Origin of the sequence: Pseudomonas sp., assembly GCF_037994325.1 — a bacterium.
Lineage (GTDB): Bacteria > Pseudomonadota > Gammaproteobacteria > Pseudomonadales > Pseudomonadaceae > Aquipseudomonas.
Window position 1 is genome coordinate 1 of sequence record NZ_JBBNAH010000726.1, and the last position, 16,251, is coordinate 16,251.

At 58.7% G+C, this 16,251-nt stretch carries 14 protein-coding genes and 1 pseudogene; 11 read left to right on the forward strand and 4 right to left on the reverse strand.

The window, feature by feature from the left end; translation table 11 throughout:
* The 6 genes and pseudogenes from fadB to AAAB16_RS24165 all read left to right on the forward strand — a co-directional run.
* Positions 1-326, forward strand: a pseudogene (gene fadB, locus AAAB16_RS24140) (fatty acid oxidation complex subunit alpha FadB); the annotation flags it as partial.
* Positions 327-356: 30 nt separating this feature from the next.
* The gene (gene fadA, locus AAAB16_RS24145) at positions 357-1,532 is read left to right on the forward strand and encodes an acetyl-CoA C-acyltransferase FadA (protein WP_110614764.1); all 1,176 of its coding nucleotides are present in this window, start codon (positions 357-359) and stop codon (positions 1,530-1,532) included.
* 119 nt (positions 1,533-1,651) lie between these two features.
* Positions 1,652-1,888 carry a DUF1653 domain-containing protein gene (locus AAAB16_RS24150; protein WP_340665631.1) on the forward strand — a complete coding sequence of 79 codons (237 nt, stop codon included), beginning with the start codon at positions 1,652-1,654 and terminating at the stop codon, positions 1,886-1,888.
* A 115-nt stretch (positions 1,889-2,003) separates the two neighbouring features.
* Complete coding sequence (gene topA / locus AAAB16_RS24155; RefSeq protein ID WP_340665632.1) at positions 2,004-4,613, forward strand: type I DNA topoisomerase; 2,610 nt, start codon at positions 2,004-2,006, stop codon at positions 4,611-4,613.
* Between the two features lie 71 nt (positions 4,614-4,684).
* Positions 4,685-5,203 (forward strand): DUF6586 family protein, encoded by a 519-nt coding sequence (locus AAAB16_RS24160; protein ID WP_340665633.1) that lies wholly within the window; start codon positions 4,685-4,687, stop codon positions 5,201-5,203.
* A 98-nt stretch (positions 5,204-5,301) separates the two neighbouring features.
* The gene (locus AAAB16_RS24165; protein WP_110614760.1) at positions 5,302-5,535 is read left to right on the forward strand and encodes a hypothetical protein; all 234 of its coding nucleotides are present in this window, start codon (positions 5,302-5,304) and stop codon (positions 5,533-5,535) included.
* Between the two features lie 95 nt (positions 5,536-5,630).
* Here AAAB16_RS24165 and sulA read toward each other — a convergent pair whose 3' ends face one another.
* Complete coding sequence (sulA, locus tag AAAB16_RS24170; RefSeq protein ID WP_110614759.1) at positions 5,631-6,110, reverse strand: SOS-induced cell division inhibitor SulA; 480 nt, start codon at positions 6,108-6,110, stop codon at positions 5,631-5,633.
* A gap of 9 nt (positions 6,111-6,119) precedes the next feature.
* Positions 6,120-6,728, reverse strand: coding sequence for a transcriptional repressor LexA (gene lexA / locus AAAB16_RS24175; protein ID WP_340665634.1), 609 nt, complete (start codon positions 6,726-6,728; stop codon positions 6,120-6,122).
* A 230-nt stretch (positions 6,729-6,958) separates the two neighbouring features.
* On the opposite strand from lexA, the gene AAAB16_RS24180 reads away from it, so the two are divergent.
* The 5 genes from AAAB16_RS24180 to AAAB16_RS24200 all read left to right on the forward strand — a co-directional run bounded on the left by AAAB16_RS24180 (position 6,959) and on the right by AAAB16_RS24200 (position 13,740).
* A complete protein-coding gene (locus AAAB16_RS24180) occupies positions 6,959-7,675 on the forward strand; it encodes a TetR family transcriptional regulator (protein WP_340665635.1) in 717 nt (238 codons plus the stop codon).
* Positions 7,676-7,727: 52 nt separating this feature from the next.
* The gene (locus AAAB16_RS24185) at positions 7,728-8,252 is read left to right on the forward strand and encodes a L,D-transpeptidase (RefSeq protein WP_340665636.1); all 525 of its coding nucleotides are present in this window, start codon (positions 7,728-7,730) and stop codon (positions 8,250-8,252) included.
* A 9-nt stretch (positions 8,253-8,261) separates the two neighbouring features.
* Positions 8,262-9,269, forward strand: coding sequence for a beta-N-acetylhexosaminidase (nagZ, locus tag AAAB16_RS24190; protein ID WP_340665637.1), 1,008 nt, complete (start codon positions 8,262-8,264; stop codon positions 9,267-9,269).
* 18 nt (positions 9,270-9,287) lie between these two features.
* Positions 9,288-10,025 carry an S-methyl-5'-thioinosine phosphorylase gene (locus AAAB16_RS24195; protein ID WP_340665638.1) on the forward strand — a complete coding sequence of 246 codons (738 nt, stop codon included), beginning with the start codon at positions 9,288-9,290 and terminating at the stop codon, positions 10,023-10,025.
* Between the two features lie 217 nt (positions 10,026-10,242).
* Positions 10,243-13,740, forward strand: a complete 3,498-nt coding sequence (locus AAAB16_RS24200; protein ID WP_340665639.1) for a response regulator — start codon at positions 10,243-10,245, stop codon at positions 13,738-13,740.
* An 84-nt stretch (positions 13,741-13,824) separates the two neighbouring features.
* Here AAAB16_RS24200 and AAAB16_RS24205 read toward each other — a convergent pair whose 3' ends face one another.
* Positions 13,825-14,712 carry an SDR family NAD(P)-dependent oxidoreductase gene (locus tag AAAB16_RS24205; RefSeq protein ID WP_340665640.1) on the reverse strand — a complete coding sequence of 296 codons (888 nt, stop codon included), beginning with the start codon at positions 14,710-14,712 and terminating at the stop codon, positions 13,825-13,827.
* Positions 14,709-16,247 (reverse strand): NAD(P)/FAD-dependent oxidoreductase, encoded by a 1,539-nt coding sequence (locus AAAB16_RS24210; protein ID WP_340665641.1) that lies wholly within the window; start codon positions 16,245-16,247, stop codon positions 14,709-14,711. The genes AAAB16_RS24205 and AAAB16_RS24210 overlap by 4 nt, the downstream gene beginning before the upstream one ends.
* Positions 16,248-16,251: the final 4 nt, after the last annotated feature.

Here is a 16,251-nt window from a genome sequence, read left to right on the forward strand (position 1 = left end):
CTTACGAAGTGCTCAAGCCAGTCATCACCGAACAGCGTGAAGTGACCGATGAAGACATCATCAACTTCATGATGATTCCGCTGTGCCTGGAAACCGTACGTTGCCTGGAAGACGGCATTGTCGAAACCGCAGCTGAAGCCGATATGGGCTTGATCTACGGCATCGGCTTCCCTCCCTTCCGTGGTGGTGCACTGCGTTACATCGACTCCATCGGTGTAGCTGAGTTCGTCGCCCTGGCTGACAAATACGCCGACCTGGGCGCGCTGTACCACCCCACCGCGAAGCTGCGTGAGATGGCCGCCAACGGCCAGAGCTTCTTCGGTTAAGCGCGTAACGCATAGAGCGAGAGTGAATTTATGAGCCTGAATCCAAGAGACGTGGTGATTGTCGACTTCGGTCGCACCCCGATGGGTCGATCCAAAGGCGGCATGCACCGCAACACCCGCGCAGAAACCATGTCTGCGCAACTGATTACCGGCGTGCTGGCACGCAACCCGAAGCTGGACCCGGCTGAAGTGGAAGACGTGATCTGGGGCTGCGTAAACCAGACCCTGGAGCAAGGTTGGAACATCGCGCGCATGGCGTCGCTGATGACCCCGATCCCGCACACCAGCGCCGCGCAAACCGTTAGCCGCCTGTGCGGCTCCTCCATGAGCGCCCTGCACACTGCAGCGCAGGCGATCATGACCGGCAACGGTGACGTGTTCGTCATCGGTGGCGTGGAGCACATGGGCCACGTTGGCATGATGCACGGCGTCGATCCAAACCCGCATTTGTCCCTGTACGCGGCCAAAGCCTCGGGCATGATGGGTCTGACCGCTGAAATGCTCGGCAAGATGCATGGCATCAGCCGTGAAGCGCAGGACGCATTCGGTGAGCGCTCGCACCGTCTGGCCCACAAAGCCACCGTCGAAGGCAAGTTCAAGGATGAAATCATCCCGATGCAAGGCTACGACGAGAACGGTTTCCTGAAAGTATTCGACTTCGACGAGACCATTCGTCCGGATACCACTCTGGAAAGCCTGGCTGCGTTGAAGCCTGCCTTCAACCCGAAAGGTGGCACCGTTACTGCCGGTACTTCGTCGCAAATCACCGATGGTGCTTCGTGCATGATCGTGATGTCTGCTCAGCGCGCTCAAGACCTTGGCATTCAGCCGATGGCCGTGATCCGTTCGATGGCAGTGGCTGGCGTGGACCCGGCAATCATGGGTTACGGTCCAGTTCCGGCGACTCAGAAAGCGCTGAAACGTGCGGGTCTGACCATCAACGACATCGACTTCTGGGAACTCAACGAAGCCTTCGCCGCACAGGCCCTGCCCGTGCTGAAGGATTTGAAAGTGCTCGACAAGATGGAAGAGAAGGTTAACCTGCACGGCGGCGCGATTGCCCTCGGTCACCCGTTTGGCTGCTCTGGTGCGCGTATCTCCGGCACCTTGCTGAACGTGATGAAGCAGAATGGCGGTACTTTTGGCGTGTCGACCATGTGCGTCGGTCTCGGCCAAGGCATCACCACCGTCTTCGAACGCATCTAAGGGAACGCTCGGCGACGAGCGCACTCAAGATGCAAGGCGGTTACAACCGGGGCCAAGCGCCCCGGTTTTTATTTTTGTCAGAACTAACTTTATTTTTTGCAGATATAAGGAAGCCCCTGATGCAGTTACAACCCGGCCTCTATCGCCACTACAAAGGCCCCGAGTACCGCGTAATCGGTGTGGCGCGGCACTCGGAGACGGAAGAACAGGTGGTGGTGTATCAGGCGCTCTACGGGGAATACGGCTTGTGGGTACGCCCGCTAAGCATGTTCACCGGAACGGTCGAGGTGGACGGCAAGACTATGCTGCGCTTTGCTCTGATCGAGGCCGAACCTGAGCGCTTCGTGCGGCCTTGAGCTGGCATTAGACGCGATCCGTCCTTGACCTCACCTTAGTCGCCACTATATATAGCGGTGCCGCGAAAGGCGGCCTCCCGCTTTTCAGTACTCAAATTCAGGAAATCTCCGATCCATGGGCAAATCGCTGGTCATCGTGGAATCCCCGGCCAAGGCCAAGACCATCAACAAGTATTTGGGCAACCAGTACGTGGTGAAGTCGAGCATCGGCCATATCCGTGACCTGCCTACCAGCGGTTCGGCCAGTGCTACTAAAGAGCCGGTCAAACGTGGGAAGGCTGCCGCAGCAGAAGCCCCGGCGCTGAGCGCCAAGGAAAAAGCCAAGCGCCAACTGGTGTCACGCATGGGCGTCGACCCCGAGCATGGCTGGAAAGCCAAGTACGAAATTCTTCCTGGTAAGGAAAAGGTCGTCGAAGAGCTGCGCCGCCTGGCCAAAGATGCTGACACCATCTATCTCGCAACCGACTTGGACCGCGAGGGGGAAGCCATTGCCTGGCACCTGCGCGAAGCCATTGGTGGTGACGACAGCCGCTACAAGCGTGTGGTGTTTAACGAAATCACCAAAAAAGCTATCCAGGAAGCCTTCTCCAAACCGGGCGAGCTGGATATCAACCGTGTTAACGCCCAGCAAGCACGTCGTTTCCTCGACCGCGTAGTGGGTTACATGGTTTCGCCGCTGTTGTGGGCGAAAATCGCCCGTGGCCTGTCTGCCGGCCGTGTGCAGTCAGTAGCGGTAAAGCTGGTGGTGGAGCGTGAGCGCGAGATTCGCGCGTTCAACCCAGAAGAGTACTGGGAAATCCACGCCGACCTCGGTACCGCCAAAGGCGCCAGCGTGCGCTTTGAAGTGGCCCGCGAAAACGGTGAAGCCTTCAAGCCGCTGAACAAGCAGCAAGCTGACGCAGCGTTGGCCAAGCTCAAAGACTCCGCCTACAGCATTGTTAAGCGCGAAGACAAGCCGACCAGCAGCAAACCGTCTGCACCTTTTATTACTTCCACTTTGCAGCAGGCGGCCAGTAACCGTCTGGGCTTTGGCGTGAAGAAAACCATGATGATGGCCCAGCGTTTGTACGAAGCTGGCTACATCACTTATATGCGTACTGACTCCACCAACCTCTCGGCCGATGCCGTGACCATGGTGCGCGACTTTATTGAAGGTGAGTTCGGCAAAAAGTACCTGCCGGCCAAGCTCAACGTGTACAGCAGCAAAGAAGGTGCGCAGGAAGCGCACGAAGCGATTCGCCCGTCTGACGTTAACCTCAAGCCCACTCAGCTGTCGGGCATGGAACGCGACGCCGAGCGGCTGTACGAGCTGATCTGGCGCCAATTCGTGGCCTGCCAGATGCCACCGGCTGAATACCTGTCCACCACCGTTAGTGTGGCGGCCAGTAAGTTCGAACTGCGCGCCAAAGGCCGCATCCTCAAGTTCGACGGTTACACCCGCGCCATGCCGCAAATCAGCAAGCCGGGTGATGACGACGTGCTGCCGGACATGAGCGAAGGCGAAGCGCTGAAGCTGATTAAGCTCGACCCAAGCCAGCATTTCACCAAGCCGCCGGCACGCTATTCCGAAGCCAGCCTGGTGAAAGAGATGGAAAAGCGTGGCATCGGCCGCCCATCCACCTACGCAGCGATTATTTCGACCATTCAAGAGCGCGGCTATGTGGCGCTGCATAACCGTCGGTTCTACTCCGAGATGATGGGCGATATCGTTACCGAGCGCTTGAGCGAAAGCTTCTCCAACCTGATGGACTACGGCTTTACCGCCGGCATGGAAGAAAACCTCGACGACGTCGCCCAAGGCGAGCGCGAGTGGAAAAACGTGCTGGATGAGTTCTACGGCGACTTCAAGAAAAAGCTCGAAGTGGCATCGGAAGGCGACAACGGCATGCGTGCCAACCAGCCGACGCCAACGGACATTGCCTGCCGCGAATGTGGTCGTCATATGATGATCCGCACCGCGTCCACCGGCGTGTTCCTCGGCTGCTCGGGCTACAGCCTGCCGCCGAAAGAGCGCTGCAAGTCGACCATTAACCTGATTCCGGGCGACGAAATTGCTGCCGACGATGAAGGTGAATCCGAATCCTTGGTTCTGCTCGGCAAGCACCGCTGCCCGATCTGCGCCACGGCGATGGATGCCTACCTGCTCGACGAAACCCGCAAGCTGCATATCTGCGGTAATAACCCCGATTGCGCGGGTTACGAGATTGAACAGGGCCAGTACCGCATCAAAGGCTACGAAGGTCCGAGCCTGGAGTGCGACAAGTGCGGCAGCCAGATGCAGTTGAAGACCGGCCGCTTCGGCAAGTTCTTTGGCTGCACCAATCCTGAGTGCAAGAACACGCGCAAATTGCTGCGTAGCGGCGAGCCGGCGCCACCCAAAATGGACGCGGTGAAAATGCCGGAGCTCAAGTGCGAAAAGGTTAACGACACCTACGTACTGCGCGACGGTGCCAGCGGCTTGTTCCTCGCCGCTAGCCAGTTCCCGAAAAACCGCGAAACTCGCGCGCCGTTGATCATCGAATTGATTCCGCACAAAGACGAGATCGATCCGAAGTATCACTTCCTGATGTCCGCGCCGAAAAAAGACCCGGACGGCCGTCCTGCTGTCGTGCGCTACAGCCGCAAGACCAAAGAGCAGTACGTGCAGACCGAAGTGGAAGGCAAGCCGACCGGCTGGCGCGCCTTCTACGACGGCAATGCCTGGAAGGTCGAAGACAAGCGTTAATCCCTAGCACGCGCGCCAGCCAGCCTGGCGCGCGTATAGTGACTCTGTCTGCTGCTGTGGAGGGCGCCGCAATGGCCCATGAGCTATACACTCGCACCAACCAAAAACTGTTTTTCGCTGGCTTGTCGCTGGAGGCTTGGCGACGTGCCGAAGACGGTCAGGCGGTCAATGCGCCTGCGCTAATTCTTGCCGAGCGTGAAGCCTGTCTGTTTCACCTGTATGGCGCTTTGCTGGGTATTTGCCATGAAGTGGCGGGCTACTACCGCTTCGATGAAGTGAATGTGCCGCGCGTTGAGGCAATTTTGACCAAGGAAGTTCTTGGCGCTACGCCAAGTCCTGAGCTGGCGGAGCTGGTGGAATTGGCGCAGCAATCGGAGACTTGGTTGGCCCAGTTAATTAGCGCTTACCAAGCTCTGTTCCAGCCGCCCAAGGCGCCAGCGAAAGCCAAAGTCGATCCGACCTTGCCGCTGATCCAGGCCTACAGCCTTGATGAAGAAGAGCCGTTATTGCCGCGCGCCGAACTGGAAAGCTGGCGTCAGCAACTCAAGGTTCTGGCGTTGCGCTTTCGGGAAACCCTGAGCGAGTGCTAACTCTTTGCCTGGTTTCTGACCGTTTGAACAGATGGTTGGACTAGGGGAGAGAGGCGGCAGGCTGATACACTGCCTGCCTCACGTGGAGATTTAAGTTTATGCCTACATCCTTTCTTGAAATTGTCGAGTTGCCCGACGGGCGCATTGCCTTGCGTCGTGCCGAGGATGAGGAGGCATTAGTGGTGTTGGACTTCTCCGCAGATGCGAAAGCATTCCTGCAGGGGCACCACGTCGAAGTCGCCAAAGCCATGCTCAATGTGGGCGTACAGATGGCTGGCCGTTTGGCCGAAGGTGATTTCGAGAAAGACGAAGGTCCGCGCGTTCTGCACTGATTTTTTGCTGAGTTGAGATCGAGGGTTGGTGCGCATAGCACGCCCTACGAGCTCAGTAGGGTGTGCTAAACGCATCAACCCTTGTAACCCGGCTATCAACCCAAGCTGATATTTAGGCTCTGCGCTTTGCCTTCTCGTGCGGCATGGGCGAGTTGATCGCGTGCCGGACGGTGTAACGGGTGTAACCAACTCACCACTGTATGGCTGCGGCCCAGGCGCAAGGCTTCACAGGCCAACTCCAGTGGGCTTTGCCCGGCGCGCGGCTGCAGCAGCAGAATGCGTTCGCGGTTCAGGCCGGCATCGCGCAGCCAGGCTTGGGTCAAGCTGGCGGGCGGGGCAATCAGGGTTAGCCAGCGGGCCTCCTGTTCCTGGCTTAGCTCACGCAGGATCGGGGCCAGCAGGTGCAGACAGTTCCCGGCAGCGCCACGCAGCGAAAGCTCGCTGAAGGTCTCTGGTTCTGGCTCTTCGAACCAACCGGTTTCAACAATATCGGTCAACAGCGGCGCCGACGAGGGCGTCAGGAAGGCGTCGAACAATGGCAGTTGGGTACGGTCCAGCGCTTGTGGGAACTGCATACAGCCTCCTCAGCGGCGAATAACGCCGACACTCAATCCTTCGATAACCAGATCCTGGGCTTCCAGGTCGATTTCGATGGGGGCGAACTCGGGGTTTTCAGCGATCAGCCAAACTTTGTCGCCTTCGCGCTTGAAGCGCTTTACAGTGACCTCGTCATCGATGCGGGCGACCACGATCTGACCGTTACGCGCTTCCTTCGTGGTATGTACGGCCAGCAAGTCGCCGTCGAGAATGCCGATGTCTTTCATGCTCATGCCGCGCACGCGCAACAGATAGTCGGCGCGAGGGTGGAAGAACTCGGGGTTGATGCGGCAAGATTCTTCAACATGCTGTTGGGCCAGAATCGGCGCACCGGCTGCAACGCGACCAATGATGGGCAGGCCTTCTTCTTCGTTGCTCGGTTCAAAACCCGGAATACGAATGCCACGGGAGGCGCCAGGGGTCATCTCAATGGCGCCTTTACGGGCCAAGGCCTTCAGATGTTCTTCCGCGGCGTTGGGCGATTTGAAGCCCAGCTGTTGCGCGATTTCTGCGCGAGTGGGCGGGTAACCGTTGTCTTCAAGGCATTGCTTGATGAAGGCGAGAATCTCGGCTTGGCGTGGCGTCAGTTTTAGCATGTCCGGTCTCTGTCTTTTTATACAGTGACTGGGATTATATACAGTGATCGGCGCTTGGCAATCGTTCTTTTTATTGGAAGGTAATCGCACTGCATTTTGCGCTAAGAACTCGAGCAGGGAAGGGCAGTTACAGCAGTCCGTGACTGATCAGCCAAAATACGGTTAATGCGACTTGACAAATTCGCCGCTTGAAACGTATGTTTCAAACAAGTGTTTGTCAGGTGATTCCCATGGCTCAGTCAGAAACAGTCGAACGCATCCTGGATGCCGCAGAACAACTATTTGCGGAGAAAGGCTTTGCCGAGACATCCCTCCGTTTGATTACCAGTAAAGCTGGGGTCAACCTGGCCGCCGTGAACTATCACTTCGGTTCGAAAAAAGCGCTTATCCAAGCGGTGTTTTCGCGTTTTCTCGGTCCTTTCTGCACCAGCCTCGAACGTGAGCTGGATCGCCGCCAAGCTAAGCCAGAAAGCAAAGCCAGCCTCGAAGAGCTATTGGAAATGCTGGTGGAGCAGGCCCTGGCGGTAAAGCCGCGCAGCGGCAATGACTTGTCGATTTTTATGCGCTTATTGGGTCTGGCATTTAGCCAAAGCCAGGGCCACTTGCGGCGTTATCTGGAAGACATGTACGGCAAGGTGTTCCGCCGTTATATGCAGCTGGTTCACGAAGCGGCGCCGCGTATTCCACCTATTGAGCTGTTTTGGCGCGTGCACTTTATGCTCGGCGCGGCGGCGTTCAGCATGTCGGGTATCAAGGCGCTGCGGGCGATTGCCGAGACCGATTTTGGCGTTAATACGTCAATTGAGCAGGTGATGCGTCTGATGGTGCCGTTCCTGGCCGCTGGCATGCGCTCCGAAACAGGTGTTACCGACGATGCGCTGGCCACCGCGCAGTTGCGTCCGCGCAGCAAATCCTCCGCGCCGGCACCGTCGCCCAGCAAGGTGTAGCCGTTAAACGCCTGCTGCCAGCGGCAGGCGGGATCGGCTAAGCTTGCCGCCCATGACGATTCTCGACTTGCTACACATCTCCATCGCTGACCAGCAGCTCTACGGCTTTGCCAACGGGCGCTTGGTGCTGCGTCTACCAGTGTCTACCGCGCTTAACGGCGCCGGCGAGCAAAGCGGCTCGAACAAAACCCCCCGTGGTCTGCATCAGGTACGTGCCAAGATCGGTGCCGGTTTGCCCCTTGGCGCGGTGTTACGCGGGCGGCGTTGGACCGGCGAAACCTGGTCCTATGAGCTCCATGAGAAGTTTCCCGGCCGCGATTGGATTTTGAGCAGAATTCTCTGGCTCAGTGGCTGCGAGCCGGGGATCAATCGCCTCGGCGCCGTTGACACTTTCCGCCGCTACATCTATCTGCACGGCACGCCCGACACTGAGTCCATGGGCGCACCGCTGTCCCACGGCTGTATCCGCTTACGCAATAGCGACGTGCTGGAACTCTTCGACCGCGTTCCTATCCACTGCCCAGTAAAAATTGACGAAGCCGCGTGCCCGCAGTGGGCCACGGCAGACCTTTGCTAAGGATTTGTTATGACTGTTGGCCTACAAGGCTCTTTGATGCTGGATATCGGCGGCACTTGGCTGACCGCTGAAGACCGGCAGATTCTGCGTCAGCCTGAAGTGGGCGGCCTGATCTTGTTCGCGCGCAATATCGAAGACCCACGCCAGGTGCGTGAGCTCTCGGCAGCCATTCGCGCCGTGCGTCCGGATTTGTTGTTGGCGGTAGACCAAGAGGGCGGCCGGGTGCAGCGCTTGCGCCAAGGCTTTGTGCGCCTGCCGGCAATGCGCGCGGTGGCCGACAATGCCAATGCCGAATGGCTGGCCGAACAGTGCGGTTGGTTGATGGCTACGGAAGTATTGGCGGTAGGCTTGGACCTTAGTTTCGCGCCGGTGCTGGATCTGGATTACCAACGCAGCGCCGTAGTCGGCAGCCGTTCCTTTGATGGCGACCCGGCGCGTGCCGCGTTGCTGGCCGGCGCCTTTATCCGGGGTATGAACGCCGCCGGCATGGCTGCCACCGGCAAGCACTTTCCCGGTCATGGCTGGGCTGAGGCCGATTCCCATGTTGCGATACCGGTGGACGAGCGCAGCCTCGACGAGATCCGCGCCAACGACCTGCAACCCTTTGCCCGTCTGAGCAAGCAGCTGGCAGCCGTGATGCCGGCCCATGTTATCTACCCGCAAGTGGACGATCAGCCTGCGGGCTTCTCGCGTCGCTGGTTGCAGGACATCTTGCGCGGCGAGTTGCAGTTTGATGGGGTGATTTTCAGCGACGATCTGTCCATGGCTGGCGCCCATGTGGTCGGCGATGCCGCCAACCGTATTGAGGCGGCACTTAGCGCCGGCTGTGATATGGGCTTGGTCTGCAATGACCGCGCAGCCGCCGAGTTGGCCCTAAGCGCGTTGCAGCGGCTAAAGGTGACGCCACCCAGCGGCCTGGCGCGTATGCGTGGTCAAGGTTTCGCTAGCACCGATTACAAGCAGAGCCCGCGTTGGCTGCAAGCCGTGGGCGATCTGCAAGCTGCACAACTCATCTGATCCGCTAGGAAACCTGCGATGACCGTTTACGCAATTATTGGCGGCACTGGCCTGACCAAACTCGAAGGCCTGACCATCAGTGCCGTGCTTAATATCGACACACCCTATGGCGCGCCCTCGGCGCCGATCATGCGCGGCAACTATGCCGGCCGTGAAGTGCTGTTTCTCGCCCGCCATGGCCACCCGCACCGTATTCCACCGCATCAGGTGAACTACCGGGCCAATATCTGGGCGTTGAAACATGCCGGCGCCGATGTGGTGGTGGCGGTGAATGCCGTGGGCGGTATTCATGCTGCCATGGGCACTGGGCACTTCTGCGTACCGCACCAGCTCATTGATTACACCCATGGCCGCGAGCACACTTTTTTCGCTGGCGAGCTGGAGCATGTCACCCATATCGACTTCAGCTACCCCTACAACGACATCCTTCGCAATGAGTTAATCGACGCCCTGGCTGCCGAGGGCGTGTCCTATAGCAGCCACGGGGTTTACGCCTGCACCCAGGGGCCGCGTCTGGAAACCGTGGCGGAAGTTACCCGTTTGGAGCGAGATGGCGCCGATATCATCGGCATGACCGGCATGCCCGAAGCGGCGCTGGCTCGTGAACTGGAGCTGCCGTACGCCTGCCTGGCTCTGGTGGTAAACCCGGCAGCGGGTAAGACCCACGCGGTGATTACCATGGCCGAAATCGAGCGGGCGCTGGACGATGGCATGGACAAAGTGCGCGCTACGTTGGCGCGGGTGTTAGCGGGCTAATTGCTAATCTGCTCCCCTCGCCCGCAAATGGGAGAGGGCACTGCCCGAGTGGGTTTGGGCAATGCCGAGCTCTAAACCAAACGCCACAGCGCAATCCCCCCTCAATACAGCTACATTTCAAACAACCTCAGGATTTCCCTCAGGTTGTTTGAACGGATGTCAGGGAACCGGCATCCATGTTCCAGCCCCATGACTTGTTCAATTCGGAGGACTCGAGATGAACAGTGCCGCCACTGTCGATGAGCACGCCTTTCGCCGTATGTTGACCCGCAATTTGGCGCTGCCAATTGGTTCGGGGGTTGTTGGCACTGGGTTGTTTATCGCCCTGATCGCTTATTTGCTGTACGTGCTCAGTTGGGTGGAACACACCGATCAGGTTATCGCCCAGGCCAATGAAGGTTACCGCCTGACCATCGACCAACAGGCCGGTTTACGTGGTTATCTGATTGGCGGTGAAGCGGACGTGCTAGCCCCATACGAAGAGGCGCGGCTACGCATTGGCGTGCATATGCAGAGCGTGCGCGACCTGGTCAAAGACAACCCGGCACAAGTCGAGCGCCTGCGCGATATCGAAGATCTGCAACAGCGCTGGGCGCTGGCGGCGGCCAAGCTGATTGAGCAGCGCCAGGCGAGCAATGCGCCGCCTACTACGGTGAAAGTGGCGGGCGGCTCACTGATGGACAGCATCCGCAATAAATTCAGCGACTTTATCTCCGCCGAGCAGCAACTGCGCCACGACCGTAACGAACGGGCGAGCATCACGGCCATCGTTACCATCAGCTTGTATGCGCTATTCAACCTGTCGTTCAGCGGCATTCTGGCTTTTTTCGGACGCCGTGAACTGATCGGTCTGTCGAACTTCTACGGTTCCCTGCTGCGTCAGCAAGAGAAGGTTACCGAACAGTTGCAACAGCAAGCCTGGCAGCGCGAAGGACAGTCGCAATTGGCCGAAAGCATCATTGGTCAGCCCAACACCGCCTCGATTGGTTTGACCGCGCTGGCCTTTCTCGGCCGTTACCTGGATATGGTGGTCGGCGCGTTTTACGTGCGTCAGGACCATGGTGAGCTGGAGCGGGTGGCTGACTATGGCTTTGACGCTGAGCAGCAAGCCAAGCCGCAGTCGTTTAACGATGGCACCGGGCTTGTCGGCCAAGTGGCGGTTGAAAGGCGCGCGAGGGTGGTCGCCGGGCTTACCGGCAGCTACCTGACGGTCAACTCCGGGCTGGGCAGCGATGCCCCGGCTTCGGTGATGCTCGCGCCGATCCAGAACAATGGTGACGTCAACGGTGTACTCGAGTTGGGCTTTATGCGTGAGCTGACTGAGCGCGAGCAAACCTTTGTGCAGTCGATTACCGATGGTCTCGGTACCTCCATCGAGGTGGCGCGCTATCGCCAGCGCCTGCAGGAGTCGTTGCACGAAACCCAGCAGCTCAACGAAGAGTTGCAGGTGCAGCAGGAAGAGCTGCGTAGCGCAAATGAAGAGTTGGAAGACCAGTCGCGTTTGATCCAGGAATCGCAGGTCAATCTGGAACAGCAGCAGGCCGAACTGGAACAGACCAACGACCAGCTCAACGAGCAGACTCAGTTTCTCACCCGTCAACGCGATGAGTTGGATGAGCGCAACCATGCCCTGGCCCAGGCCCGTAGCGAGCTGGAACAACGGGCCAGCGAGTTGCAGCGGGCCAGTACCTACAAGTCTGAATTTCTCGCCAATATGTCCCACGAACTGCGCACGCCGCTGAACAGCTCGCTGATTCTTTCGCGGCTGTTGGCTGACAACGCCAAGGGCAATCTTGATGAACAGCAGACTCGCCATGCCGAGCTGATTTATTCCTCAGGCAAAGATTTGCTCGCGCTGATCAACGACATTCTCGACCTGTCCAAGGTCGAAGCCGGGCGCTTGGAAATTCGTCCCGAAGAAACCTCGCTAAAACGCCTGGCCCATGGCCTGGACGTGTTGTTCCAGCCGCAGGCGGTGGAGAAGGGCTTGGCGTTTGAGGTGCGGGTGGCCAGTGATGCACCGGTGCATTTTGTCAGTGATACCCAGCGCGTTGAGCAGGTGCTGAAAAACCTGCTGTCCAACGCGTTTAAGTTCACCAGCGCGGGTGCCGTGAGCCTGAGTATCGAGCCGGCCGACGGTGGTGTGGCCTTTGTCGTCAGCGACAGCGGCATTGGCATCAGCCCTGAGCAGCAGAGCATTATTTTCGAAGCCTTTCGCCAGGCCGATGGCAGCATAAACCGGCACTTTGGCGGCACCGGCCTGGGCCTGTCGATTTCACGCAATCTGGCCGAGGTGTTAGGCGGCCATATTCATGTACACAGCGAGGCCGGCAAGGGCAGCCAGTTCACCCTGTGGCTGCCGCTCAATTACGCACAGCCATTACCAACTCAAGGGCTGGATACCAATCGGCTGTTCCTCGGCAATGAGCCTACTGCTGTGAACACCCGTGAAAACCAACCGTCCGCTAACGATGCATTGGCCAAGCCACAACAGAGTTTCCCCGACGACCGCGACCGGCACGATATGCCTGGTCGCTGTGTGTTGGTGATCGAGGACGAAGTCAAATTTGCGCAAATCCTGTTCGATCTCGCCCATGAACTGAAATACCGCTGCCTGGTGGCCCACAGCTCAAGCGAGGCGTTTCGATTGCTGGCCGATAACCAGCCGGACGCCATCTTGCTGGATATGCGTTTGCCCGATGAACCGGGGCTATCGATATTGCAACGCCTTAAGGAAAGCGCCAGTACACGGCATATTCCTGTGCACGTGATTTCCACCGACGACCGCACGGAACTGGCGCTGCACCTGGGCGCTATTGGTTACGCGCAGAAGCCGACCACCCGTGAGTCGCTGGTGGAGGTATTTTCGCGCCTGGAGGCACGGCTGACGCAGAAGGTGCAGCGCTTATTGGTGGTGGAAGGCGACGCTCGCCAACGCGACAGCATTGCGCAATTGGTGGAAGGCTTGGATATCGAAGTCACCGCTGTGTCCCATGGGCGGCAGGCCCTGGACCTGCTACGTCGTACGCCGTTCGATTGCATGGTTATCGATCTGGAACTTCCGGATATGCACGGCAATGAGCTGCTCACCCAAATGGCAAATGAGCATATCGATGCCTACCCGCCGGTGATTGTCTACGTCTCGCGGCCACTGACCCGTGGCGAAGAAGAGAGCCTGCGTCGCCATTCGCGCTCCATCATCATCAAAGGCGCGCGCTCGCCCGAACGATTGCTGGATGAGGTGACGCTATTTCTGCACAAAGTGGAAACCCCGGCCGGTAGCCTGCGCAAGGCACCGAGCAAGGCCGCACGCAATCGCGACGAAGTATTTGTGAACCGCCAAGTGCTGGTGGTGGATGACGATATGCGTAACGTCTATGCCTTGATCAGCGCGCTGGATGAAAAGGGCGTGCAGGTAATCAGCGCTGGCAATGGCCAGGAGGCACTGGACAAGCTCGAGGAATATCCAGATATCGACTTGGTGCTAATGGATGTGATGATGCCGGTAATGGACGGCTATGAAGCCACCCGCCGTATTCGCCAGGACACACGCTTTGCCAAGCTGCCGATTATCGCCGTGACAGCGAAAGCGATGAAGGACGACCAAGAGCAATGCCTGAAAGCGGGGGCCAGTGATTACCTGGCCAAACCGTTGGATTTGGAGCGCTTGTTTTCGTTGATCAGGGTGTGGCTGCCGAGGACGGACATGGCCTGAGGCCACAGATCCGTAGGGTGTGCTGTGCGCACCATTAAACCGATTGGTGCGCACATACACCCTACGGATCGCGTCGTTCTCTGGTTACTCGGTAGCTTTTGGCTCACCCACCCCGCGCTTAGGCTTGGGCGCAAACCGCGCCGCCAGCTTCATTGATCCCACTACCAAGCGCTGATACAGCGACGGCAGCAAACGCTGCATGCCATCCAGCACCCAGGCATCGGCACCAATTAAAATCCGCCGGTTGTTACGCAACACGCCGCGCAAAATCACCTGCGCCGCTTTATCCGGTGTGGTGCGCAGCAGCTGGTCGTTGAACTGTTGCCGGGCCTGATCAGCGGCTTGGCCGGTGACCTTGCTCAAGCTGTCATTCATGCGCGCGGTCTTGGCGATATTGGTCTTGATCCCCCCTGGGTGCACGCAACTGGCCGACACCGCGCCACCGGCCATATCCAGCTCCTGGCGCAGCGATTCGGTAAAGCCGCGTACGGCAAATTTGGTCGCGTTATAAGCGCTCATGCCGGGCTGGGCGAACAGGCCGAAGACGCTGGAAACGTTAACGATATGGCCGTCACCTGAGGCTTTAAGGTGGGGCAGAAACGCTTTGCTGCCATACACCACGCCCCAGAAATTGATGTTCATGATCCATTCGTAGTCGGCGTAGTCGTTGCCTTCCACGGTGCCGCCCTGGGCGACGCCGGCGTTGTTAAACACCATATTCACGCGACCATGGTCGAGCGCCACCTGGTTAGCCCAGGCATGCACGGCCTCGCGTTCGGCGACGTTGACCTGATTCTCGGTGACCGTGACGCCCAGCTTGCGCGCGGTGCTGGCGGTTTCAGCCAACGCTTCGCTGTTCACATCGGCCAAAGCCAAATGGCAGCCCTGGCGGGCGAGGGCATAGGCCAAGGCGCGGCCAATACCGGAACCGGCGCCGGTGATGGCGGCCACTTTATTTTCAAAGGACTTCATGCTGTCACCTCGCTTTGCTGGGCCACGGTGGGCGCGGCATTGGGTAGATAACCTTGGGCCGGGTGCGCCGGTTGTGCGCGGTTGAAGTGATAGGCGGCAGGGTCGAAGTTGCGTGTTAACAGGCGGAAGCGCCAGGTAAAACCGGGCCATACCGTGCAGTTACGGCCGCTCACTGGGTGCAGGTACCAGCTCATGCAGCCGCCGGCATTCCACACGGTTTTGCCCAACTGGCCCTGAATCTTGGCGTTAAAACGGTCCTGTACGTCGCGCTTCACTTCCAGGCTTTGCAGGTTCTGTTTATCCAGCAACTTGAGCGCGCCGAGCACGTACTGAACCTGCGATTCGATCATGTAGACCATGGAGTTATGGCCCAGGCCGGTGTTCGGGCCCATGAGGAAAAACAGGTTGGGGAAGCCGGCGGTCAGGGTGCCTTTGTAGGCTTGCGGGCCTTCGGGCCACGTGTCGAGCAGGTCTACACCGTCACGGCCAAAGATCACGCCACGGGGCAAGGGGTCGCTTGGGGTAAAGCCGGTGCCGAAGATAATCGCGTCGATGGGCCGTTCCTGGCCATCGGCGGTGACGATGCTGTTAGCGCGGATCTCTTGAATGCCGTCGGTGATCACATCCACGTTGGGCTGGGTCAGGGCCGGAAAGTAGTCATTGGAGATCAACACGCGCTTGCAGCCCATGGTGTAGTTGGGCGTGACCTTGGCGCGCAGCACCGGGTCTTTGATCTGTTTATTGATAAACGCTTTGCCGACCCATTGGGCCAGTTTCATGATCCGAGGCAGCAAGGCAAAACCAATCACCCGGCTTTCCAGCACGCCGTAGATCAAGCCGCGCCATACTTTTTGTGCCAGTGGGAAGCGCTTGAAACGCTCGCGCTCTTTTTCGCTGATGGCGCGGTCGGGCTTGGGCATGATCCAGGGCGCGGTGCGCTGATAGAGGTCGAGCTGGCCGACCTGTTTTTGAATCCGTGGCACAAACTGAATGGCCGAGGCGCCGGTGCCTATCACTGCCACACGCTTGCCGGTGAGGTCGTAGTCGTGGTCCCACTGCTGGGAGTGGAACAGCTTGCCGGCGAAGTTTTCTACGCCATTGATGTTGGGGATCGACGGCGTGGAGAGGGCGCCCATGCCGGACACGACAAACTGCGCGGTGTAGTGATTGCCGGCGCGGTCATGAATACGCCACAACTCAGCCTGATCATCCCAACGCATGCCGGCGACTTCGGTTTCCAGCAGGGTATTGTGCTGCAGGCGGTATTTACTCCAGCAGCCTTCCAGGTAGCTTTTGATCTCCGGCTGGCGGGCAAACATGCGCGTCCACTCCGGGTTCTGTTCAAAAGAAAAGGAATACAGGTGCGATTGCACGTCGCAGCCACAACCGGGGTAATTATTGACGCGCCAAGTGCCGCCAACGCCGGCTTCCTTTTCAAACAGCAGAAAATCATTGTCGCCTTGCTGCTTTAGGCGAATGGCCATGCCGAGGCCGGAAAAGCCGGTGCCGATAATGGCAATTCTGGTGTGCCGCACGGCG